Source organism: Collinsella aerofaciens (assembly GCF_015548375.1).
GTDB lineage: Bacteria > Actinomycetota > Coriobacteriia > Coriobacteriales > Coriobacteriaceae > Collinsella > Collinsella aerofaciens_AB.
The window spans coordinates 41,230-64,265 of record NZ_JADMWW010000001.1 but is presented as its reverse complement, the minus strand read 5'-3'; the positions used below and the strand labels follow the sequence as shown (position 1 = coordinate 64,265).

General features: G+C 61.1%; 21 protein-coding genes and 1 other RNA gene. 19 read left to right on the top strand and 3 right to left on the bottom strand.

The window, feature by feature from the left end:
- Nucleotides 1-132 precede the first annotated feature (132 nt).
- The 3 genes from rpsA to I1969_RS00280 all read left to right on the top strand — a co-directional run bounded on the left by rpsA (nucleotide 133) and on the right by I1969_RS00280 (nucleotide 2,951).
- Nucleotides 133-1,299: a 30S ribosomal protein S1 gene (gene rpsA / locus I1969_RS00290; RefSeq protein ID WP_022095232.1), complete on the top strand. Its 1,167-nt coding sequence runs from the start codon at nucleotides 133-135 to the stop codon at nucleotides 1,297-1,299.
- A 343-nt stretch (nucleotides 1,300-1,642) separates the two neighbouring features.
- Nucleotides 1,643-2,004, top strand: an RNA gene (rnpB, locus tag I1969_RS00285) — RNase P RNA component class A.
- A 308-nt stretch (nucleotides 2,005-2,312) separates the two neighbouring features.
- Nucleotides 2,313-2,951, top strand: coding sequence for an IMPACT family protein (locus I1969_RS00280; RefSeq protein ID WP_195232048.1), 639 nt, complete (start codon nucleotides 2,313-2,315; stop codon nucleotides 2,949-2,951).
- A gap of 67 nt (nucleotides 2,952-3,018) precedes the next feature.
- Here I1969_RS00280 and I1969_RS00275 read toward each other — a convergent pair whose 3' ends face one another.
- Nucleotides 3,019-3,465: a C-GCAxxG-C-C family protein gene (locus I1969_RS00275; RefSeq protein ID WP_229028169.1), complete on the bottom strand. Its 447-nt coding sequence runs from the start codon at nucleotides 3,463-3,465 to the stop codon at nucleotides 3,019-3,021.
- A 230-nt stretch (nucleotides 3,466-3,695) separates the two neighbouring features.
- Between I1969_RS00275 and I1969_RS00270 the strand changes: the two genes are divergently transcribed.
- From I1969_RS00270 to I1969_RS00255, 4 genes are all read left to right on the top strand, one after another.
- The gene (locus I1969_RS00270; RefSeq protein WP_195232046.1) at nucleotides 3,696-4,979 is read left to right on the top strand and encodes an O-acetylhomoserine aminocarboxypropyltransferase/cysteine synthase family protein; all 1,284 of its coding nucleotides are present in this window, start codon (nucleotides 3,696-3,698) and stop codon (nucleotides 4,977-4,979) included.
- A gap of 141 nt (nucleotides 4,980-5,120) precedes the next feature.
- Nucleotides 5,121-6,425 carry an MFS transporter gene (locus tag I1969_RS00265; RefSeq protein WP_195232045.1) on the top strand — a complete coding sequence of 435 codons (1,305 nt, stop codon included), beginning with the start codon at nucleotides 5,121-5,123 and terminating at the stop codon, nucleotides 6,423-6,425.
- 159 nt (nucleotides 6,426-6,584) lie between these two features.
- Nucleotides 6,585-7,163 carry a xanthine phosphoribosyltransferase gene (locus I1969_RS00260; protein ID WP_089571612.1) on the top strand — a complete coding sequence of 193 codons (579 nt, stop codon included), beginning with the start codon at nucleotides 6,585-6,587 and terminating at the stop codon, nucleotides 7,161-7,163.
- Between the two features lie 83 nt (nucleotides 7,164-7,246).
- Nucleotides 7,247-7,627, top strand: a complete 381-nt coding sequence (locus I1969_RS00255; protein WP_195232044.1) for a peptide chain release factor family protein — start codon at nucleotides 7,247-7,249, stop codon at nucleotides 7,625-7,627.
- An 87-nt stretch (nucleotides 7,628-7,714) separates the two neighbouring features.
- Here I1969_RS00255 and I1969_RS00250 read toward each other — a convergent pair whose 3' ends face one another.
- Entirely contained in the window at nucleotides 7,715-8,677 is a 963-nt protein-coding gene (locus I1969_RS00250) for a diacylglycerol/lipid kinase family protein (RefSeq protein ID WP_195232043.1), read from the bottom strand.
- 87 nt (nucleotides 8,678-8,764) lie between these two features.
- Nucleotides 8,765-10,186 (bottom strand): chloride channel protein, encoded by a 1,422-nt coding sequence (locus I1969_RS00245; protein WP_195232042.1) that lies wholly within the window; start codon nucleotides 10,184-10,186, stop codon nucleotides 8,765-8,767.
- A gap of 210 nt (nucleotides 10,187-10,396) precedes the next feature.
- Here I1969_RS00245 and I1969_RS00240 point away from each other — a divergent pair, with 210 nt between their 5' ends.
- The 12 genes from I1969_RS00240 to I1969_RS00185 all read left to right on the top strand — a co-directional run bounded on the left by I1969_RS00240 (nucleotide 10,397) and on the right by I1969_RS00185 (nucleotide 22,973).
- On the top strand, nucleotides 10,397-11,659 hold the full coding sequence (locus I1969_RS00240) for a molybdopterin molybdotransferase MoeA (RefSeq protein WP_195232041.1): 1,263 nt from the start codon (nucleotides 10,397-10,399) through the stop codon (nucleotides 11,657-11,659).
- A gap of 10 nt (nucleotides 11,660-11,669) precedes the next feature.
- Nucleotides 11,670-12,149, top strand: coding sequence for a MogA/MoaB family molybdenum cofactor biosynthesis protein (locus I1969_RS00235; protein ID WP_195232040.1), 480 nt, complete (start codon nucleotides 11,670-11,672; stop codon nucleotides 12,147-12,149).
- A gap of 204 nt (nucleotides 12,150-12,353) precedes the next feature.
- Nucleotides 12,354-13,226 carry a molybdate ABC transporter substrate-binding protein gene (gene modA / locus I1969_RS00230; RefSeq protein ID WP_195232039.1) on the top strand — a complete coding sequence of 291 codons (873 nt, stop codon included), beginning with the start codon at nucleotides 12,354-12,356 and terminating at the stop codon, nucleotides 13,224-13,226.
- A 68-nt stretch (nucleotides 13,227-13,294) separates the two neighbouring features.
- Nucleotides 13,295-14,737, top strand: coding sequence for a molybdate ABC transporter permease subunit (gene modB, locus I1969_RS00225; RefSeq protein WP_271747918.1), 1,443 nt, complete (start codon nucleotides 13,295-13,297; stop codon nucleotides 14,735-14,737).
- 3 nt (nucleotides 14,738-14,740) lie between these two features.
- Nucleotides 14,741-15,811 carry a sulfate/molybdate ABC transporter ATP-binding protein gene (locus tag I1969_RS00220; RefSeq protein ID WP_138112235.1) on the top strand — a complete coding sequence of 357 codons (1,071 nt, stop codon included), beginning with the start codon at nucleotides 14,741-14,743 and terminating at the stop codon, nucleotides 15,809-15,811.
- A 429-nt stretch (nucleotides 15,812-16,240) separates the two neighbouring features.
- The gene (locus tag I1969_RS00215) at nucleotides 16,241-17,524 is read left to right on the top strand and encodes a double-cubane-cluster-containing anaerobic reductase (protein ID WP_055286139.1); all 1,284 of its coding nucleotides are present in this window, start codon (nucleotides 16,241-16,243) and stop codon (nucleotides 17,522-17,524) included.
- A gap of 154 nt (nucleotides 17,525-17,678) precedes the next feature.
- On the top strand, nucleotides 17,679-18,842 hold the full coding sequence (locus I1969_RS00210) for a double-cubane-cluster-containing anaerobic reductase (RefSeq protein WP_055286141.1): 1,164 nt from the start codon (nucleotides 17,679-17,681) through the stop codon (nucleotides 18,840-18,842).
- A 155-nt stretch (nucleotides 18,843-18,997) separates the two neighbouring features.
- Nucleotides 18,998-19,762 carry an acyl-CoA dehydratase activase gene (locus tag I1969_RS00205; protein ID WP_195232038.1) on the top strand — a complete coding sequence of 255 codons (765 nt, stop codon included), beginning with the start codon at nucleotides 18,998-19,000 and terminating at the stop codon, nucleotides 19,760-19,762.
- A gap of 70 nt (nucleotides 19,763-19,832) precedes the next feature.
- On the top strand, nucleotides 19,833-20,882 hold the full coding sequence (gene selD / locus I1969_RS00200; RefSeq protein ID WP_195232037.1) for a selenide, water dikinase SelD: 1,050 nt from the start codon (nucleotides 19,833-19,835) through the stop codon (nucleotides 20,880-20,882).
- A gap of 57 nt (nucleotides 20,883-20,939) precedes the next feature.
- A complete protein-coding gene (yedF, locus tag I1969_RS00195) occupies nucleotides 20,940-21,566 on the top strand; it encodes a sulfurtransferase-like selenium metabolism protein YedF (protein WP_195193037.1) in 627 nt (208 codons plus the stop codon).
- A 19-nt stretch (nucleotides 21,567-21,585) separates the two neighbouring features.
- The gene (locus I1969_RS00190; protein ID WP_117847551.1) at nucleotides 21,586-21,837 is read left to right on the top strand and encodes a DUF3343 domain-containing protein; all 252 of its coding nucleotides are present in this window, start codon (nucleotides 21,586-21,588) and stop codon (nucleotides 21,835-21,837) included.
- Nucleotides 21,834-22,973 carry an aminotransferase class V-fold PLP-dependent enzyme gene (locus I1969_RS00185; RefSeq protein WP_195232036.1) on the top strand — a complete coding sequence of 380 codons (1,140 nt, stop codon included), beginning with the start codon at nucleotides 21,834-21,836 and terminating at the stop codon, nucleotides 22,971-22,973. The genes I1969_RS00190 and I1969_RS00185 overlap by 4 nt, the downstream gene beginning before the upstream one ends.
- Nucleotides 22,974-23,036: the final 63 nt, after the last annotated feature.

The following is a 23,036-nucleotide window of genomic DNA, read 5'->3' as shown; positions in this document are numbered from 1 at the left end:
TATACGAACGTGATTGCATAAGCGTCACATTAGTATCTGTCGGCTCCCGAGTGTTCCTAAACGTTGTGTGCTTGTCGCACCCTTCTGTAGGTCCTAGCAATCGGGGCCCCGTAGTTCGAAAGGGGTCCACCTTTGAGTGAGATTCAGAACTCGTCCATTTTCTCTCTTGACGATGTCAACGAGGAGGAGATGAACAACCTCATCGACGGTACGATTACCGACTTTGATGAGGGCGATCTCGTTAACGGCACTGTCGTTAAGATCGAGCATGACGAGGTGCTCGTTGACATCGGATTCAAGTCCGAGGGCGTTATCCCGGTCCGCGAGCTGTCCATCCGTAAGGACGCTAACCCTGCAGACATCGTTGCACTTGGTGATCCCATCGAGGCTCTGGTCCTTCAGAAGGAGGACAAGGACGGTCGTCTGGTCCTGTCCAAGAAGCGTGCCGAGTACGAGCGTGCTTGGAACCGCATCGAGGAGAAGTTCAACTCCGGCGAGAACGTCGAGGGCGAGGTTATCGAGGTTGTCAAGGGCGGCCTGATCCTCGACATCGGCCTGCGTGGCTTCCTGCCCGCTTCCCTCGTCGACCTCCGTCGCGTCAAGGACCTCACCTCCTACATGGGCACCCGCATCGAGGCTCGCGTCATCGAGATGGACCGTAACCGCAACAACGTCGTCCTCTCCCGTCGCGTCGTGCTCGAGGAGTCCCGTAAGGCCGAGCGCTCCGAGATCCTGTCCAAGCTCAAGTCCGGCATGCGTCTCCAGGGCACCGTTTCCTCCATCGTCGACTTCGGCGCTTTCGTCGACCTCGGCGGTATCGACGGCCTCATCCACATCTCCGAGCTCTCCTGGAACCACGTCAACCATCCTTCCGAGGTTGTCAAGGTCGGCCAGGAGGTCGAGGTCGAGGTTCTCGACGTCGATCTCAACCGCGAGCGCATCTCCCTGGGTCTCAAGCAGACCACCGAGGATCCGTGGCGCGCACTGGTCAAGAAGTACCCCGTCGGCGCTATCGTCGAGGGCACTGTGACCAAGCTTGTCCCGTTCGGCGCTTTCGTCGACCTGGGCGAGGGCATCGAGGGCCTGGTGCACATCTCCGAGATGGCCAACAAGCACGTCGATCAGCCTTCTCAGGTCACCCACGTGGGCGACAAGGTTCAGGTCAAGGTCATGGAGATCGACCTCGACCGTCGTCGTATCTCCCTGTCCATGAAGTCCGCTGCTGAGACTCTGGGCGTCGAGATCGAGGTTACCCCGCTGCCTTCCGAGAAGAAGGACGAGGAGACCGACGCCGAGTAAATCGGTTTGACGATCACTTGTTTTAAGGGATCCGTCCGCAATGGACGGGTCCCTTTTTGCATTTGTTGCTGAGGTACGCGATGCTGCCCGTGTGAAATGCTGCCCGGGCTGTCCACGGGCTATTGGGTTGTCGGTGCATGAAAAAATGCCGACATCCCGCCTCGGGGAGGAGGCGGGAACGCACCGAGTAGACGGAGGGGTGCGGAGCGCGGTCGCGTCTCGACTGACGACGTTGCCCATCGACGACCCTATTGTACTGCATAGCGCGGTTCTTGGTTTATCGTGTCGAACGCTTGTGTTGTGCCATTGCCTGCGGCAACGGTGTGCTACACTCTTGCACTGCTGAGTGGGCCAGACGGTTGCGCGATGTGCTGCTTGCAGCACGCGTGAGGAAAGTCCGGGCTCCAGAGGGCGGGATGCCGGCTAACGGCCGGGCGGAGTGATCCGACGGAAAGCGCCGCAGAAAAGAAGACTCCCACCTGCGCCGCAAGGCGTAAAGGGAAAAGCTGAAACGGTGGTGTAAGAGACCACCAGCGTCGTGGTAACACGGCGGCTTGGCAAGCCCCATCCGGAGCAAGCGCGAATAGGAACGCTATGGGCCGGCCCGGTCCGCGTTCGGGTAGCGTGCGTGGAGCTGCATGGTAACGTGCAGACAAGATAAATGACCGTTCACGACAGAACCCGGCTTATAGGCCCACTCGGCAACTATGTTGACGCTGCGACGGCGTCAGCTGGCCGATTTGGCGCTCATTCGTCGGTCGCCGCCATAAGGCGTGCTCCCTCCTTTTTCGGGCCAAATCGACTCAGCTGACGCCGTCTCGCTGTTTTTGCCTGGTCATCGGCAGCCTCATTTCTGTTGCAATCTCGTTTTTCAAGGCACCTTGCTCGCGCTGACGGATTCTCGCTGTTGGTGACGGCATCATTGGCGTTTCCGCTCTTGTTGGCGAGGGCAACGGTGCTGTCTTTGCCGTATTATTGAGGCTGTTTGTTGCTTTGCTTGTGTTTGAGGGGCTTTGTTGGACAGCTATTTTACTCTGCAATCGAATATTGAGGCTTCGGGCGAGTTTGTGGACCGCAAGAGTCGGTTTATTGCCCAGCTGATCCATATTGAGTCCGAGGATGAGGCGAATGCCTTTATTGAGATGGTTCGCAAGCGTCATTACGACGCTCGACACAATGTTCCCGCGTGGATTTTGGTCGGTGGACGCGAGCGCCAGAGCGATGATGGTGAGCCGAGCCGCACGAGCGGTATGCCGACGCTCGAGGTGCTGCGTGGCGCGGGGCTCAAAAATGTTTGCTGCGTAGTGACGCGCTATTTTGGTGGCACGCTGTTGGGACCTGGTGGCTTGGTGCGCGCCTATACCGCGGCGACGCAGGCGGCGGTGGCCGCGGCTCAGGAGGCCGGGCAGATCGTCGAGATGACAAGCGTCGTGCCGGTTGACGTGTATGTGGCCTATCCACAGTATGAGCAGGTGCTTCGCTTGGCGCAGGATTTGGGTGCCAAGGTTTCGGATACCGATTACGCGGATACCGTTACACTTCACTTGGTGTTTAAGGCGGGGGAGCAGGAGCCATTTTGCGCCAAGATGCGCGAGCTTATGGCGGGACGCGAGGAGATCGAGGTCGGCGCTCCCGAATTTGCCGAGTTCTGACGGCGACGGCCGGCGTGCTTTTGGATGGATCCCAAGCGCGCCGGCCGTCGTTTTATGCCGCTGGTGTTTACTCGGCGAGCTGCTTTAGCATATCGCAGGCGATCTCGATGGCATCGTCGATGCAACCGGGGCAGCTGCGGAGCGGACCCTTATCCGATCCGATGCCCTTGAGCGTGCCGCAGACGGTCGTCGTGTTCTTCTCGCCAAAACGCTTGGCGATTTCGCGCGACAGCTTGTAGGTCTGGCCCTTGGTCTTGGGGTTTTCCATGCCGTCGCTCATCACGAAGCCCATGATGGCCACGGCGCCCGAGATGGCGCCGCAGGTTTCGGTCATGCCGCCCATGCCGGCGCCAAAGCCCTCGGTGAGGGTAAAGGCGACCTGAGGGTCGAGTCCGACGGCAGGTGCGAGCGTGCAGACGACGGCCTGCGCGCAGTTAAAGCCACGGGCGTGGTATTCGGCAGCCTGAGCCTGACAGGCGGTGATGTCGAGCTGGGCCGTATCGATTTGCTTCATCGTTGTCTCCTTGGTTACGGTGTACCCGCCTATGGTACCCGTGACGGTGCATGTAATCATCGAGAGCTCCATCTATGCCTCATTTTTATCTATCGAACAAATGCCCAAGGCTTGAGATAAAACCCTTGATTAATTAGTCCCATAACCTACCTTTGGGATGGGTTGAGAGGGGTGCAGGGTAGCGGTATCGTGAACCGAATAAAACTAAAAGCCAGGCAAGGGAGCTAGATATGAGCGAGCAGACCATCGGTACTACATGTGTTCAGGGCGGCTATCACCCGGGAGATGCCGAGCCGCGCCAGGTGCCCATCTACCAGTCAACCACGTGGAAGTACGACACGTCCGAGCACATGGGCAAGCTGTTTGACCTGGAGGAGTCGGGCTATTTCTACAGCCGTCTGCAGAACCCCACGTGCGATTTGGTTGCCGCCAAGATCTGCGAGATGGAGGGCGGCACCGCAGCGATGCTCACGAGCTCGGGCATGGCGGCGAATTTCCTCGCGATCTTTAACGTAGCCGGTGCCGGCGATCACGTGGTCGCGAGCTCTGCCATCTACGGCGGTACCTACAACCTGCTCGCCCATACTATGGAGCGCATGGGTCTGACCTGCACGTTCGTTGCCCCCGACTGCTCCGACGAGGAGCTCGAGGCAGCCTTTGAGCCCAATACTAAGCTCGTCTTTGGCGAGACGATTGCCAACCCCGCCCTTGCCGTGCTCGATATTGAGCGCTTTGCCAAGGCCGCGCACGACCACGGCGTACCGCTGATGGTCGACAACACCTTCCCGACGCCCGTGATGTGCCGTCCCTTTGAGTGGGGCGCCGACATCGTCACGCACTCCACCACTAAGTACATGGATGGCCATGCGGCCTACCTGGGTGGCGTGATCGTCGATCACGGCCAGTTTGACTGGATGGCCCATGCGGACAAGTTCCCGGGTCTCACCACGCCCGACGAGAGCTATCACGGCGTGACCTATGCCGAGAAGTTCGGTCGCGAGGGTGCCTTCATTACCAAGGCAACCGCGCAGCTCATGCGCGACCTCGGCCCCATGCAGAACCCGCAGGCGGCGTTCTTCCTGAACAGCTCGCTCGAGAGCCTGCACGTGCGTATGCCGCGCCATTGCGAGAACGGTCTGGCGGTCGCCAAGTTCCTTCAGGGCCACCCCAAAGTGCGCTTCGTGAGCTATCCGGGCCTGGAGGGCGACAAGTACTACGACATGGCTCAGAAGTACATGCCCAACGGTACCTGCGGCGTCGTGAGCTTTGGCTTTACCGGTGGTCGTGCGGCGGCCGAGACCTTTATGAAGAGTCTTAAGCTCGCCCAGATTGCCACGCACGTGGCCGATGCCCGCACCTGCTGCCTGCACCCGGCAAACGCCACCCATCGCCAGATGAACGACGAGGAGCTCATCGCCTGCGGCATCTCCGCCGACATGGTGCGCCTGTCGTGCGGCCTTGAGGACACGGCCGATCTGATTGCCGACCTTGAGCAGGCGCTCGAGCAGTGCTAGGCTAGCGTGCGTGCGGGGCGTGGGACGGCTTTTCGGCTGACGACGTCCTCATAGTTCCGATTCCGTAGGCGGGACCCCGATCGTGTCCGTTTGTAGGCGATTGGGGTCCCGTTTTTGCGTTGCACGATAGAAAGGATATAGATGGAGAAAACTGCCGAGCAGCTGCGCCGCGAACACATTGCCCTAGAGGGCGACACCCACGGTAAGAATAAATGGGCGATTCTGTTCACCGTGCTCGTCATGACCTTTATGGCGTGTCTGGATGCGAGCATCGTGACGGTGGCGCTCCCAGTGATGCAAAAGGAGCTGGGGGTGGGTCTCGACCGCATTCAGCTCGTGAGCTCGGTGTATCTGCTCGCGACGTGCGTCGCCATGCTGCCGTTTGGCCGCTTGGGCGATGTGCGCGGCAAGGTGAATGTGTTCCAGCTTGGTGTAATCGTCTTTACGGGCGGCTCGTTGCTTTGCGGGCTTTCGGCTTCGCTCGAGGTGCTTATCTTGGCGCGTTTCGTGCAGGGCATTGGCTGTGCCGCCGCGATGGCCAACAATATGGGCATCATCACCGAGTCGTTTCCGGCGCGTGAGCGCGGCCGTGCCATGGGCATTCTGGCGACCTTTGTGGCTCTTGGCATGATGTGCGGCCCCGTGCTCGGCGGCGTGCTGGTGGCGAGCTTTACCTGGGAGAGCATCTTCCTTATCAATCTGCCCATTGGCGTAATCTCGTTTATCGTGGGACTCTATACGCTGCCGCATGTGAAGCCGGAGGCTGGCGAACGCCCTATGCCGTTGACAGAGGCGGCGCGTCGCTGCTTTGCGAGCTCGGCTTTCACGATTAACCTGGCTTGCATGCTTATCGTGTTCGTGGGTATCGGTGCCTCCGAGTTTGTGCTGCCGTTCTACTTCCAGGATGCCCACGGCTTTAGCTCCGATATCTCCGGCCTGTTGTTTTTGGCGATGCCGGTCGTGAATGCCTTTGTGGGCCCGCTTTCGGGCTCGGTGTCCGACCGTGTTGGTTGTGAAGCGCCCACGGCCGTTGGCCTGGGCGTGTACGTGTGCGGTCTCTTTGCGGTGAGCACGCTTGACGAGCACTCTTCCATCTTGATGATTGTGTGCTGCGTCGCGTTTATGTCGTGCGGCACGTCGATTTTCCAGAGTCCCAATAATTCGCTGTATATGGGTTCGGCTCCGCGTGAGGCGCTTGGCTTTGCGGGCAGCTTGAGCAGCTTGGCGCGCTATGCGGGCATAGCGCTGGGTATTACGGCGGCGTCGCGCATCCTGTATGGACAGACGAGCGCGGCGATGGGCAAGACGGTCACGAGCTATGTGGCGGGTCGTCCGGACGTGTTCCTCTTTGGCTTCCGTTTGGTATTCTACGTGCTGATGGCCGTTGCTACCGTGGGCTTTGCGCTCACATTGGTGCGTTTGGCGAGGATGCGCGCCCGCCATTAGCTTGTGGTGGCAGGTTTGCCACGAATCGGGCCTATCTACTGGTCTTGCAGCTTTATGGTGCGATGTGGCTTGTGGGGCGGGCGGGGGTCGGTCCGTGGTAGACTATCGAACAACGTTTATTAATCGCGCGGTATCGTTGCCGCGAGAAGGGGTTGCGCCATGCAGGAGCTTGAGGATCGTATTCGCCATGACGGCATCGTAAAGGCCGGTAACGTCCTTAAGGTTGATGCCTTCCTCAACCACCAGTGCGACGTTGAGCTGTTCGACCACATGGGTGCCGAGTGGGCCCGTCTGTTCGAGGGTGTCGAGATCAACAAGATCCTGACGATCGAGGCTTCGGGTATTGGCATGGCTTGCATCGCGGCTCAGCATTTTGGCGGCGTGCCGGTGGTCTTTGCCAAGAAGGCGCAGTCCATCAACCTCGACGGCGAGCAGTATGCCACGACCATCTACTCCTTTACCAAGCAAAAGGAGTACCCGGTCATCGTTGGCAAGCGCTTCCTGTCCGAGGGCGACAAGGTCCTGATCATCGACGACTTTTTGGCCAACGGCTGTGCGCTCGAGGGCCTTATTAAGATCTGCGAGGCTGCGGGTGCCGAGGTTGCCGGCATTGGCATCGCCGTTGAGAAGGGCTTCCAGGGCGGTGGCGATAAGCTCCGCGAGCGCGGCTTCCGCGTTGAGAGCCTGGCCCGTATCGCCGATATGGACTGCGAGAACGGCGAAATCACGTTCGCCTAGGCGCGCAACACAAGCGATTGGTATGTGATGTGACAAAGGGACTGTCCCTTTGTCACATTTTTTGTATGAGGGGAGGTGTTGATATGGACGAGAACAAGATGGGATGGCGCGAGTATGCGCGCTATGCCGAGATGTCGGTCGAGGAGTTGGCGCGCGATTGCGAGGTGCAGGTGTTTCGCGCGACAGGTCCGGGCGGACAGGGCGTGAACACGACGGACTCGGCGGTACGCATGAAACATATCCCTTCGGGGATTACCGTGACAGCGCGCGAGAGCCGCAGTCAGTTCCAAAACCGTAGCAGCTGCCTGCGTAAGCTGCGCGCTGAGCTTGAGCGTCGCGGGCGTCCGCCGCGCCGACGTGTAAAGACCAAGGTGCCACAGCGATCGCGCCAGCGCAGGCTCAACGACAAGCACTTCAACGCGATTAAAAAGGCCAACCGTCGCAAACCAGGCGGGGAGGAATGATCTTTTCAATAAGTTGCGGTGAAATAGGGACTGTTTCGCGGCTTTAACTGCATAAACAGTCCCTATTTCACCGCAACTTAGGTGGGGTTAGCGGGTGGGGCGCCAGACGTGGAGGGCGCCGCCGAGGACGTCGACCTCGATGCGCGAGGCGACGATGGGCTCACCGTCGGCCTGGATGGGGTAGTCGGGCTCCTCAAAGATAAGCTCGGCATGGCGACAGCGACGCATACGAACCGGTGGCAGCTTGGTATGGTGGCCGTCTTTGGCCGAAAGGAACATGGGAAGCGCGACCGCGCGCGGAACGGGGCCGCAGGCGTAGCAGACGTCGAATATACCGTCACAGGGGTCGGCGTCGGGACAGATGCGATAGCCCGAGCCATAGGTAGGACCCAGCTGAATCGCCATGATGATCGCCCTCACGCGCTCGGCGGGCACCCCGTCAAAGCTGACTGTCATGGGGTAGTTGCGATAGCGTAGGCCAAACTGCTCAAGTCCCGAGAGGGTGTAGAGTGGCGCGCCCGTCAAGCCCGTCTTTTTGCGCAGCTCGGTGGTGCCCAGGCCGATGGCGGCATCGATGCCGACCGAAAGCGTCTGGTCGTAGTACTCAACGGTAGCCTCGCCGTTGCCGCTCGCAGGGCTCCACGAGCGAATGCGCCCGATGTCCTGACGCTGCAGCTTGCAGGTGAGCAACGCGCCAAAATCCTTGCCGGAGAAATCGTCGATGCCGAGCGTCTGGGCAAAATCGTTGCCGGAGCCCACGGGCAGGACGGCGAGGGCGGGGCGGGCGTCTTCCTCTTGCTTCATAAGCCCGTTGACGACCTCGTGGATCACGCCGTCGCCGCCGAGCGCGATAACGGTGCGATAGCCCGTTGCCTGGGCGGCTAGCTCCTTGGCGTGCCCCATGCGCTCGGTCAGCACCAGGTCAAACTGGGATGCGCGTGCAGTCATGTCCAAAAAGCGCTGCAGGCGCTCGGCAACTTCGTGCGCCGCACCCGACTGGGCGGCTGGGTTGGCGATGATGAGCGTGCGACCAAAATCAGTTGCGTGCATGGGGCGACTCCCGGCGTATGACGTGACGGTGCGGTCGCGCTCAGGTCGAATTGCCCCCGATTGTGGCTGCACGGCGAATACTTACGTCTACTCTATCAGGTCGTTGTGGCGCTCGATAGCATCCGCTACCGTACCGCCCTCATCCACAATAAGCGAACGGCGCTTGGGTGAGATGATGCGCTGGGCGGGGTACACGCCGCGGTGCCCGCCGGTTAGGTAGCTGATAAAGGCCACGATGACAAAGAACCCGGCGGCCGTGCCGTGGAACAGGTCGATGGCCATCATGCAGGTGGTGATGGGCACGTTGAGGCCGGCACAGAACACGCCGAGCATGCCCAGCGCCGCCAGAAAGCTGGGGTCGATTCCGACGAGGCAACCGATCCAGCCGCCGAGCGCCGCACCGATGCCAAACAGGGGCGTGACCTCGCCGCCTTGGAAGCCCGCGCCCAGGGTAAGCGCTGTGACGACCAACTTGATGGCTGCGTCCGCCAGGGTGGTGTTGCCGGCAAATCCGGCGCCGGAAAGCCATGTGGAAAGGCCGGCGTAGTCCCAGGCGTCGAGGAGGGCATACGCGGCCAAAACCACGAGTGCGCCTATAAGTGCGCGAACGAGGTAATTGGTGATAAAGTGACCGTACAGGCTCTTGACGGTTCGAACCGACCACGCAAAGAGGCGTGCCGTCAGACCGAAGATGATGGCGCTGATAACAACGATGACGACCGTTTTGGGCGTCATGGCGGGAACGCTGGCGATGACATTCGCTTCGTACTCGGTACCCAGGGCGATTGATGTAAAGTAGCCGGTAAACGAGGCGACCAGGCAGTAAATGCCCGCGGTGTAGTCAATCTTGCCGATAAAGCACATCTCCATGCCAAAGAAAGCTCCGGCAAGGGGCGAACCGAATACGGCACCAAAGGCCGACGAGATGCCGGCGAGCATGAGGTCGTGGTGGTCATGCTTTTTGAGGTGGGCGAGGCTCGAGATGTTGCTGGCGATGGTGCCGCCGATCTGCACCGCGGCCCCCTCGCGACCGGCCGATCCGCCCGTTAGGTGCGTGAGCGTGGAGCACACAAACGTGAGGACGGCCATGCGCATATGGATGAGGCGTGTGCCCAGAGCGGAGTCGATGACCAGGTTGTTGCCACGCTTTGCGGCGAGACCGTGGTTCTTGTAGACCCATGCGGTGGCCATGCCCACAACGGGAAGCAAGGCGTAGACCCACGCATGGTGCTCCCGATAGTCGGTCGCGATATTCAGCGAGGCCAAAAACGCCCAAGCGGCAACGCCCATGGCGAGCGAGACGATGACGACGAGTGCGAGCAACTTGGTGCTCGCGAGTAGGTTGCGGGCGTTGCGGCGCGTGTCGGCAGCCAAGAGATGCTCAGAGCGGGTGAGCTGATGCCTGCCTGCCGTGATGACGTCGTTCAGGGAGAAAAAACCGCCTTCGTCGAGCGGCTGGGAATGATCCTGCGCTTCGTTTGCGCTTTCGGGTTTGTCGTTATGAGCCATACGTTCCTCTTTTAGGTTGCAACGCAAGCATTATAAAACGCGGTAAACGCGACGAGCCGGTGGGTTGGTTTCCATTCTGTTTCGCGGCCTGCAACCGACAGGTGTATTTGCGGGTACAGGCCGAGTCGCGGTCGTGCGTCGGGGGATTATACTGAGACAAGCATAAAGAATCGGCGCCCCTGTTGTGCGCCGTGGCATTAAGAGGTGCATATGGCAGAGAAACTCATTCCGCTGGAGGACGCGCAGTCGATTGTTCTGTCGCACGTTGCTCCGACCGATCTCGTCGAGATTCCCGTGTGGCAGGCCGCCGGTCTTCCCTTGGCCGAGGACGCGGTGGCTGATATCGACATCTCGCCGTTTGCCAACAGCGCTATGGACGGATATGCCGTGCGCTCGGCGGACTTGGCGCAGGCATCTGGCGAGGCGCCGGTGACGCTCGACGTTATCGGACACGAGGCCGCGGGCCATGTGTTTGACGGCGCAATCGGCACGGGCGAGACCGTCCGCATCATGACGGGCGCGCCGGTGCCCGAAGGTGCCGATGCCGTGGTGAAGTACGAGATCGTCGACGTGCTCGACGGCGATGGCAACGAGGGCTCGCACGTTCGCTTCTCGGCGCCTGCCAAGGTAGGGGAGAACGTTCGCTCTGCCGCCGAGGAGGCCCATGCCGGCGATGTTGTGATGCATGCCGGCGAGGTCGTGGCCCCGGCGGGCGCCGGCTTGCTGGCAAGCGCCGGATACGCGAGCGTGAAGGTACATGCCGCCCCGCGCGTGGGCATTATCTCGCTGGGCACGGAACTGGTCGCACCGAGTAAGGTACCGGCGCGCGGTCAGATTCGCGATTCCAACTCCTCGGCGCTGATGGCCGAGGCGCTCGATGCCGGGGCAGATCCGGTGTTCTACGGTATTGCGCCCGACGATGAGCAGGCGATTGCCGAGCTGGTGCATCGCGCCACGCGAGAGTGCGATTTTGTCATTACAAGTGGTGGCGCCTCGGCGGGCGATTACGACTACGTGACGGCGCTCGTCCGGCGCGAGGGCGAGGTGCTGTTCGATCGCATCTCGATGCGTCCGGGCAAGGCCATCACGTTTGGCTTGCTCGGGGGTAAGCCCTACCTGGGGCTTTCAGGCAATCCGGCCGCGGCGTATGTGGGCTTTGAGATGCTTGCCCGTCCGGCGATTCGCAAGATGCGCGGTTTTTCCGAGGGTGCGCGTCCCGTGCAGCAGGCGACGCTCACGCACGGCGTGAAAAAGCGCCAGGACCGACGCTTCTTCGATCGCGCCACGGTTTTGCGCGACCCCGAGACCGGTGAGCTGTTGGTGACCGAGGCCAAGACGCAGAATTCGGCGCTGCTTGGAACTATGCAGCGTGCGAACTGCCTGTTGCGTATTGACGAGGGTCCGTGCGACCTTGCGGCGGGCGATGTCGTGGACGTTGTTCGCGTCGACCTGCCCGAGGGCGCCGTGTTGTAGGAGGAATGCTATGGAGCTGAAGATATCGATCGTGACGTGCTCGGATACGCGCGACCTTGTCCAGGACGAGGCGGGCGCTGCCCTCGAGGAGCTCATCGTGGCGCAGGGCTGGACGGTCGCCTCGCATGTGGTCGTGCGCGACGACGTCAGCGAGATCGGTGATGCCATTGTGGAAGCCGCCGATGAGTGTCACGCCAATGTCGTGCTCACCTGCGGCGGCACGGGTCTTTCGATGCGCGATGTAACGCCCGAGGCGACGCGTTCCGTCTGCGACCGCGATGTGCCGGGTATTGCCGAGGCAATTCGTGCCTACTCCATGACCAAGACGCGCCGCGCCATGCTCTCGCGCGCTATTTGCATGCAACGAGGTCATACACTTGTCGTAAACTTTCCCGGTTCTACGAAGGCCGCCCGCGAAAGCTGGGAGGCCATAGCAGACCAGCTGGAGCATGCGGCTCAGATGACAGCGGGCGGCGGACATACCAAATAAGCGCGCTACCTGCGGCGGAGCGACCTTACGGGCTGCTCCGCCTTTTTTATGCAGCGACAGTGCGGCCATCTCGGGGTTATCGGTGAAAGAAGCTTATTAGACGAGAAATTATTATCACAAACATTATTCGCGCAGAAGTATAATCTAGTAACAGAATAAAGCCTGCGGCGGGGTGCCCGGGCGTCGCGTTCGAAAGGGTTGAACATGTTCGATATGGTTTCTCGCCGCGGTTTCGTCTCGCTTTCTGCTGCCGCTGCCGCCGGCCTTGGCCTTGCCGGCTGCTCGGGCAACAAGACGTCCGAGCCGGCCGGATCCGATGCCGGTTCTGCTAAGGCATCTTCCAAGAAGGTTGTCGAGCTGCAGGTCTTTGCTGCCAACTCGCTCGAGAAGGCTCTGCCCGAGGTTCAGGAGCTCTACACCGACCAGACCGGTACCACGTTTGCCGACACGCAGTTTAAGGCGTCCGGCGACCTTGTCGAGCAAATGCGCGCCGGTGCCGCTGTCGACGTGCTTATCACGGCCTCCAAGGGCACCATGGATGACGCCGAGGCCGCCGAGCTCGTCGACGCCGACACCCGTGAGGATATGTTCGTCAACGACCTCGTGATCATCCGCGCCGAGGGCTCTGACACCAAGGTCGAGGCCATCGCCGACGTCGCGAATCTGGACGGCAAGATCGCCATTGGCGACGCCAAGACCGTCCCCGCCGGCAAGTACGCCAACCAGGCCCTGGCTTCCGTGGGCCTCTACACCGGCACCGAGGGCGACGACGGCGAGTATGCTCCCGAGATCGCCGACAAGGTCGCACTGGCCGATAAGGTGGGCACCGCCGCCGCTTATGTGTCCACAGGCGACTGCGTGGCCGGTTTTGTCTACAGCTCCGACATCTTCCGCTACGACGGCATCGAGGAGGCCTTCGTGTGCCCCGAGGATTCGCACAAGCCCATCGTGTACCCGGGCGCCGTTGCCGAAAGCTCCGAGCATGCCGACGAGGCCAAGGCGTTTATCGACTTTTGCCTGTCCAACAAGAAGGTTCAGAAGATTTGGGCTAAGTACGGCTTTGAGCTTTCCGCGTAGTGCGGCTTGGCGCGATAATTCCATCGTTTTGTGTTTCACTCCGTCCTTGTATTCGCTTGGAGCTTTTCGTGCTTAATAGATTCCGCATGCTTGTCGCCTGCGCTTTGACCTTCGCGCTTTGCTGGGTGCCGGGATTTGCGTTTGCTGGGAACGCTGAGGACGGGGCCCAGGTTGCTGCGACCGCTCATGGGCTTTCCTATGGGATCGAGGGTTTTGAGCGGTTGGCCAAGGGGACCGCTCGTGACATGGAGGGCCAGCCTGAGGGCTACCGGTTTCCCGTTGACGAGGACGTGGACCTTGTAGCGGCGCTCGCTGCCGACCGCGTTGTGGTGTGGATATCGCCCAAGGCGGTCGAGAAGTATGGATTGGATCCGCAGGATAACGAGTCCGTATCGGGTCTCAAGGCCCTCGTCTGTGAGCTCGACAGCGCAAACTGCATGGGAGGCGCGCAGCTAGGGGACGTGGATCTCCCTTGGTATGTCACGGCGGAAACAACGTTTGATGCCGGCGGGTATACCTATGGCTTTGACGAGCGCGGTGCGGATGGGGACCGCTATGTGGTGATTGCATCAGCCTCGGGTGATGCCAAGGGCGGCGCGCGTTGGCTTGATAGCGCTCAAATGGTAGAGGCATCGTCTGTCGTGTTGCGGGATGAGCAGGGCCCCTTGGCCTCTCTGGCCTCCTTATTGGGCGGCATCGACTATCGCCCGTTTTGGGTGTCCATAAAAACGAGCGGCCTTGCCCTGGTGATCGCGTTTGCGCTGGGCCTGTTTGCCGCGTGGAAGACCATGGGTACCACGAGCCGCGTGAAGGGTTTGCTCGATTCGGTCTTTACCATCCCTATGGTGCTGCCGCCCACGGTCTGCGGCTTTTTGCTCCTCATGCTGTTTGGCCGCTCGACCGGGGTGGGCCAGTGGCTGATCGCACACGGCATCTCGATCGTCTTTACCTGGCCCGCGGCGGTCATTTCGGCCGTCGTTGTGTCGTTTCCGCTGGTCTACCGCACGGCGCTCGGAGCCTTCGAGAGCCTCGACACGCAGATGCTCGATGCGGCGCGAACCCTGGGATGGTCCGAACGTCGCATCTTTGCCAAGCTTATGATGCCGCTCGGCTGGCCCTCCATCGCCGCCGGCACGGTGCTCGCCTTCGCGCGTGCCATGGGCGAGTTTGGTTGCACCTTGTTCTTTGCGGGCAACTACGCCGGCATTACGCAGACCATTCCCATTGCGATTTACTTTGAGTGGATGGGTGGCAATACGTCGGTGGCGCTCTTTTGGGTCGTTGTCGTAATTGCGTTCAGCTTCCTGGTCATTCTGTTCATCAACATGTACACGGCGCATTCGCAAAAGTATCGCAAGCGGGGCCTTTCCCGTGCGGAGCGCAAGCGGATCAAAGATCTTGCCGGACAGGGCGATTCGCTCGACCCGGCGGGCGGCGATGCCTTGCGTATCGATCGCGAGGCGCTGGCCGAGCTCATGCGCGATGATGCCGCTTTGCAGGGAGGTCGATAGGCCATGTCGCTCGTTCTGGATATCAAAAAGCGCTATCCCGGGTTTATGCTCGACATGCAGCTTGAGGCCGGCGAGGAGCGTGTGGCGCTGCTCGGTGCCTCGGGTTGCGGCAAGAGCTGCACCTTGCGCTGCATTGCCGGTGTGGAGACGCCCGACGAGGGCAAGATCGTCGTCAACGGCGTGACCTTTTTTGACTCGGCGGCGGGCATCAACCTGTCGCCCCAGGAGCGCAAATGCGCCCTGCTGTTCCAAAACTATCAGCTGTTTCCCAACATGACGGTGGCCGATAACGTATGTGCCGGCGTAAAGGACGCGGGCGACGCCGCGGCGCGTAAAAAACTTGCCGAGCGCTACCTGGGCATCTTTGGCCTAGCCGATTTTGCCGACCGCTATCCCGCGCGACTCTCGGGCGGTCAGCAGCAACGTGTGGCGCTTGCCCGTATGGTGGCGGCTCACCCGGGCATCTTTATGTTCGACGAGCCCATGAGCGCACTCGATTCCTATCTTAAGAGCGCCCTCGAACAGAACATGCTCGACCTGTTCGATGTATGCAACCGCACCGTGCTCTATGTGAGCCACGACATCGACGAAGCGTGCCGCCTGTGCCAGCGCATCTGCGTGATGCACGACGGGCATGTTGAGGAGATCGGCTCCGTCGAGGACGTGGTCCGCCGTCCGCAGACGCTGGCGGCGCTGCGCCTGACGGGCTGCAAGAACACAAGCCGGGCGCGCAAGATCGGCGACGAAGAAGTTGAGGCGCTCGATTGGGGCATGACCTTTAACGTGGGTCGCGAGGTTCCCGATAATGTGGCGTACCTGGGCATTCGCGCGAGCTACTTCCATGTGGACAACCGTGCCGAGCGGGGTCGCAACAGCTACGACCTGCACGTGGCGCGCGTGAGCGATTCGCGTTTTGAGCGCCTGGTGCTGTTGGATGCGCCGCGGGCCGATGCGCCAACGCGTCTGCAGTGGAAGGTCAACAAATTGAGCGTACCAGCGGATGGGTTACCGCAAGAAGGCGAGACCCTGCGTATGCATTTTGATGCCAGCAGGATCCATCTGGTTTGTCGGTAGCGCCGGGTAATGCCGTCGGGGATATAAGTCTCGGCGGCTTTGTCTTGCCGTTCGCCTAATGGGGAATGACAAACTCTTATCAACACAGATAATTATTTATTAAACGGCGGCACACGACGCTGTCGTACGAATGTCAACGATGTTCGCATGGTCGACGACCGTTGATATAGTTGACCTTAACTTGTAAAGGAGGACGCGCACATGCCGCAGACGACATACATTCGCCGCGTTGCCGCGCGCGCCCTGTATATGGCTCGGAGTCGCATATGAGCAGGTATGTTCACGGCTCCGGGAGAGACGACGCACAACTAAATAATCGACCGCAAAGCAGGTTCCCCAAAATTCCGGGTTTAGGCACGGCTGGGTTTTCGCCGCCCACCGTGCAGCAATACCGTAGTTATCCGTATTTGGTTCGAGAGGGGAACCGTCATGGCTGAAGAATTCGATTTCCATCCGATGTGGGAGAGCCTCGGCATGAATCTTGCCGATCACGACATGCTGCTGGGCGCTGTGGGCCAGATGTACGGCGATATGTTCCTGACGCAGAACAATCGCCCCAAGTCCACGTCCTACCTGGATTTTGTCGCCACCAACATCCACAGCGGCCGTATTAAGGAGATGCTCGACAAGAAGGAGGCCGGCGAGGCCACCAAGATCGTCGGTTCGTTCTGTGTGTACGTGCCCGAGGAGATCGTGCTTGCCTGCGATGGCATCCCCGTTGGCCTGTGCTCGGGTGCCGACTGGGCAACCGACAAGGTCGAGGAGCATCTGCCGCGCAACACCTGCCCGCTCATCAAGAGCTTTGCCGGCTTTAAGCTGGGCGAGGTCTGCCCCTACATTGAGTCGAGTGATCTGGTGGTGGGCGAGAACACCTGCGATGGCAAGAAGAAGGCCTACGAGTTCTTTGCCACGCAAAAGAACATGTACGTCATGGATATCCCCAACGTGCACGACGAGTCGACGCTCGTGACCTGGAAGGCCGAGGTTAAAAAGCTTGCCGCCAAGATCGAGGAAGAGTGCGGCGTCAAGATTACGCCCGAGCGCCTGAAGGCTGCCATCCACGCCGTCAACGAGAAGCGTCGCGCCCTGCAGCGTCTGGCTGCCACGCGCGCTGCCGATCCGGCGCCCATCAGCGGTCTCGACAGCCTGCTGACCGTTCAGGCCGCCTTTATGGACGACACGCCGCGTCTGACCGGAGCCATCAACGAGATGGCCGCCGAGTGCGAGCAGCGCGTTGAGGCCGGCGAGGGCGTGGCGCCCAAGGGGACCAAGCGCATCCTGTACACCGGCACGCCCATGGCCGTGCCCAACTGGAAGCTGTTCAACCTCATCGAGAAGGCCGGCGGCGTCGTGGTGGGCGAGGAGTCCTGCACGGGCTCGCGCTACTACAAGGACCTGGTCGACGAGTCCGGTGAGACGGTCGACGAGATGCTCGACGCCATCGCCGAGCGCTACTTTAAGATTAACTGCGCCGTCTTTACGCCCAACGATCAGCGTATGAAGGACATTGTCCAGATGGCCAAGGACTTGCATGCCGACGGCATCGTCGACGTGGCCCTGCAGTTCTGCACGCTCTACGAGATGGAGTCGTTTGCCGTGGAGAAGGCTGCCGAGGAGGCCGGCATTCCGTTTATGCACATCACGACCGACTACGCCGGCGAGGATGCAGGCCAACTGCAAACCAGGATTGAGGCTTTCTTGGAAACCATTTAGGGGTATCCGTCCCGGCGGCTTCCCCAGGCACCCGATCTTGCTGTTCAAACCATCGTTTGCGTACCAAAGTACGCGGCGCTTCTCTTTCACGGCAACCTCGGGCACCTGGGAAAGCCGTTTCCTTGGTTGGTCAAAAGGTTTGTTAAGGAGTTATATGTCGGAAAATATGGAGCAGCCGTTGCCATCCACGTTTGAGGAGTTCAACGAGCAGCGCAAGGCGGCGTTTATTCGTGTCAAGGATTACAAGCAGGCGGGCAATCGTCTGGTCGGCTTTTTGTGCAGCTATACGCCGCTCGAGATTATCGATGCCGCGGGCGCCTCGAGCGTGGCCCTTTGCGGTACGTCCGATGAGGTGATTCCCGAGGCCGAGAAGGTGCTGCCGGCAAATCTGTGTCCGCTCATCAAGTCGACGTATGGTTTTGCCTATTCGCAAAAGTGCCCGTTTACGTACTTTAGCGACATGATCATCGGTGAGACCACCTGCGACGGCAAGAAGAAGATGTACGAGCTACTCAACGAGCTCAAGCGCACGCACATTCTGCATCTTCCGCAGGGTCGCGATCGCGCCTACGAGCGTGAAGGCTGGTACGAGGAGTGCTGCCTGCTCAAGGAGGAGCTCGAGAACTTCTACGGCATCACGATTACCGACGATGACCTGCGCGCTGCCGTCCGTCGTCGCAACCGCTTGCGTGCGGCCCAGCTCGAGATGTTTGCGCTGCAGGCCAACCAGCCGGCGGCCATGAGCGGCGTCGACCTGATGAGCACCATGTTTGCCGGCACGTTCAGCTTTGATATCGAGGCCTATGCGCAGCAGCTGGAGCAAAAGATTGTCAAGCTGCGCGAGGCCTACGACGCGGGCGAGCGCCCGGTCGCGGCGGATGCCAAGCGCATTCTGATCACCGGCTGCCCAGTGGGTGGCGTAATCAACAAGATCGGTCGCACCATCGAGTCCAACGGCGGTGTGGTCGTGTGCATGGACGACTGCTCGGGTGAGCGCACGGCGGCCATGATGATCGACCCGGAGGCTCCCGATATCCTGCGCGCCATCGCCGACCGTTACCTGGACATCAACTGCTCGGTCATGACGCCCAACGACGGCCGTATGGAAAATACGCTGGCCATGTGCGAGAAGTACCATGTCGATGGCGTGGTAGAGAGCGTGCTACAGGCCTGCCACACCTTCAACGTTGAGAGCGCGCGCATGCAGGGGGCTGTCGAGGGTGTGGGTATTCCGTATATGAAGATCGAGACCGACTACAGCAACGGTGACATGGGCCAGATCGAGACTCGCATCGCCGCCTTTATCGAGACCCTCTAGCTTCCTCAGGCACCGGATCTTGCTCCTCAAACCGTCGCTTGCGTACCCAAAGTACGCTGCGCTCCTCTTTCGGGGCAATCTCCGGCACCTGAGAAACCTAGAGCTAAGGCGCCTGAACGCGCAGCTGTCTTTGATGTTTAGATTGGGAGAGAGCCATGATAGGGATCGGGATCGATATCGGGTCTACGGCGGCTAAGGCTGCTGTGGTCGACGGGGAGGGTTCGGTGGCGTGGACGTGCGTGCAGCCAACCGGGTTCTCCTCGGTCGATGCTTCCGAGCGGCTGCGCGAGGCGCTGGCAGCGGCCGGCTATGACGTGGCAGCCGACGATGTGCGTGTGGTCGCGACCGGCTACGGTCGTGTCGCCGTGCCCTATGCGCACAAGGTCGTGACCGAGATCACCTGCCACGGTACCGGTGCCGTGCGTCTGTTTGGCGATCACGGTGCCGTGATCGACGTGGGCGGACAGGACACCAAGGTGATCCAGCTCAAGGGCGGGCGCGTGGCCAAGTTTGCCATGAACGACAAGTGCGCCGCCGGCACGGGGCGCTTTTTGGAGATCATGGCCGACCGTCTGGGTATTTCCCAGCAGCAGATGGCCGATCTGGCGCGTTCCGGCGAGCCCACCAAGATCAGCAGCATGTGCACGGTGTTTGCCGAAAGCGAGGTCATCAGCCTGATCGGTCGTGGCGAGCCGCGCGAGAACATTGCGCGTGGCGTGATCGACAGCGTGGTCTCGCGCGTGGCGACTATGGCCGGGCAGGCCGCGGGCGCTCCGTACTACCTGACCGGTGGCCTGTGCGAGAACGTCTACGTTGTGGAGCGGCTGGCCGCGCTGCTGGGGTCTCCGGTCACCACCTCGCCCCAGGCTCGCTTTGCCGGAGCGATTGGCGCGGCGATTCGCGCACAGGCGCTCAATTAATGCATCCGCCGCAGGCTCGCATTCATGCGTATACTGGGAGAAAATGATTGACCGATGAGAGGAGGTATCGATGGCTGACGATCAGATTAGGCTCACGTCTATGACGGCCGCGAGCGGTTGAGCCGCTAAGTTGGCTCCTGGAGCCCTCGCCCAGGTCCTGGGCGACTTGCCAAATGTGCATAACGACAACTTGCTCGTGGGGTTCGATACTTCTGACGATGCGAGCGTCTTCCGCGTAGGGGAGAACCTGGGGCTTGTGCAGTCCATCGACTTCTTCCCGCCGATGGTCGACGACCCGTTTCTGTTTGGCCAGATTGCCGCGGCCAACTCGCTGTCGGACATCTACGCCATGGGCGGGCGGCCGAGCCATGCCATGAACCTACTCTGCATACCCAGTTGTCTGGGCGTTGAGGTTGCCGGGCAGATTTTGGCGGGCGGCGCCGACAAGTGCGTCGAGGCCGGCTGCTCCATCGCGGGCGGCCACACCATCAACGACGACGAGCCCAAGTACGGTCTGTCCGTGAGCGGTTTTGTGCCGCTCGATCGCATGCTCGCCAATAGCGGCGCACGCGTGGGCGATGTTCTGCTGCTGACCAAGGCGATCGGCTCGGGCATCATTACCACGGCCATTAAGGGCGAGCTCATCGAGCAGGACGAGGCCAGCCGGATGTTTGATTCTATGCGCACCCTCAACGAGGCGCCGATTCGCCTGGCCGAAGGACTCGAGCTTCACGGCTGCACCGATGTCACGGGCTTTGGCCTGATCGGGCATGCATGCGAGATGGCCGAGGGCTCGGGCGTGCAGATTGAGCTTGCGTCGGGAGTGGTGCCGCTCTTTGACCAAGTGCTCGACATGGCACGCCTTGGCATTATCCCCGCGGGCTCCTACCGCAACCAGGACTTCTTTGGCCCGCGTGTAGCTGCCGACGAAGACCTGGAGCCGGGCATGCTCGACGCGCTGTACGATCCTCAGACGTCTGGTGGCCTGCTTATCGCGGCACCTGCTGCCGATGTGGATGAGCTTGCGCGCCGTTTGCATGCCGAGGGGCGCGTTGCCGCCGTTGTCGGGCGCGTGTGCGTGCCGGTGCCAGGTGGTCCTGCCGTTCGCGTTGTCCGTTAGCGACACGTTTATTGAGCTCTGTACCGTTCTAAACCGATTTATTCGAAAGGAAAAACTATGTCTACCAAAATTGAAGTCAATGCCATGGGCGATGCCTGCCCGCTGCCCGTCGTCAAGACGCTTAAGGCACTCAAACAGCTTAATGGCGAGGGCGCCGTCGTGACTGCGGTCGATAACGAGACCGCCGTCAAGAACATCTCCAAGATGGCGCAGGAGAAGGGCTGCACGGCCTCGGTCGAGAAGATCTCGGACGCCGAGTGGCACGTGACTGTCGTGACCGCCGGTGCCGTGGCCGTTGCGGACCCCGAGCAGGACGGTGTTGCTTTTTGCGACGCCAGCGCCGGCAAGGGCAAACTCGTCATTTCCGTCTACACCGATTGCATGGGCCGTGGCGACGACGAGTTGGGCCACAAGCTCATGAAGGCGTTTATCTTTGCCGTGACGCAGCAGGAGGAGTTGCCCGCGACTATGCTGTTCTACAACGGCGGCGCCAAGCTCACCGTCGAGGGCTCGCCGGTGCTCGATGACCTGAAGGGCCTGGCCGAGCAGGGTGTCGAGATTCTCACCTGCGGTACCTGCCTGGACCACTACGGCATTAAAGACCAGCTTGCGGTGGGCGAGGTCACCAACATGTACGTGATCGTGGAGAAGATGGAGCAGGCCGTGCGCGTCGTGCGCCCGTAGCGTATTGGTTGGAGTTGCCATGAGGGAGAAGCGCCCGGCGCTTGTCATCACGTTTCCCACCACGGCGGCCGCCATGGGCTGCGAGTCCCTGTGTATCGAGCGCGGCCTTCCCGGGCGAACGATTCCCGTGCCCGGGGAGGTCGCCGCTGGCTGCGGTCTGGCGTGGAAAGCCCTGCCTGCAGATGAGGAGCTGCTACGCGGCGAGCTTGCCGCGGCAGGCGTTCCCACCGAGGGCTTTACCGTGATCGATATGTGGGAGGTCGTGCGGTGATCTACCTGGATAACGCGGCGACGACCATGCACAAGCCGCAGACGGTCATCGGCGCCGTGACGCAGGCGATGTGTTCGCTCGGCAATGCCGGGCGCGGCGCGACGTCTGGTGCGCTCGATGCGGCCCGTACCATCCACGGCTGTCGCGCCAAGCTTGCGCGCCTGCTGGGCTGCCCGCGGGCCGATCATGTTTGTTTTACGCCCAACTCCACCGCGGCGCTCAATACCGTCATTAATGGCGTGGTGCGCCCCGACGATCGTGTGGTCACGACGGTGCTCGAGCATAACTCCGTGCTGCGTCCGCTCAACCGCCTGGCAGCAGAGCAGGGCGTGACTGTTGAACATGCGGACTGTGACGCGAACGGCGTGCTCGACTACGACGAGCTCGAGCAGCTGGTCACGCCGGGCACGCGTGCCGTGGTGGTGACGCACGCCTCCAATGTGACCGGCAATGAGGTCGACATTGCGCGCGTGGCCGCCATGGCCCATGCGGCCGGTGCACTGGTGATCGTCGATGCCTCTCAGTCTGCCGGCACGGCGAAGATTGACATGGATGCCATGGGCCTCGACGTCGTGTGCTTTACCGGCCACAAGGGGCTCATGGGTCCACAGGGCACCGGCGGCTTGGCCGTGGTGGAGGGCGTTGACGTGGCTCCGTGGGCCATGGGCGGCACGGGCGTGCACAGCTTCGATGCACTGCAGCCGCTCGAGTGGCCCACGCGCCTTGAGGCGGGCACGCTCAACGGTCACGGCATCGCGGGACTTTCTGCCGGCCTCGACTTTATCGAGGCACAAGGCGGGGTCGAGGCGATTGCGGCGCGTGAGCGTGCGCTCGCTGATCGCTTCCTTGCCGGTGTGCGCGAGATTCCGGGTATTAAGCTCTACGGCGCCTTTGACCAGCTAACGCGCTCGGCGATCGTGTCGCTCAACGTGGGCGATATCGACTCTGCCGAGATCTCGGACGCGCTCATGCAAGGGTGGGGGATTTCGACGCGCCCCGGCGCCCATTGCGCCCCGCTCATGCACCGTGCGCTGGGGACCGAGCGCCAGGGCGTCGTCCGCTTCTCGTTTGGGTATTTCAACACGGACGAGGAAGTCGACACCGCAATCGACGCTTTGCGCGATTTAGCCTGCTAGAGCGTATATACTTGCGGGACGGGTCTTTTGCCCGTCCCGTTTTTGTTTCGACCCGAAAGGTGG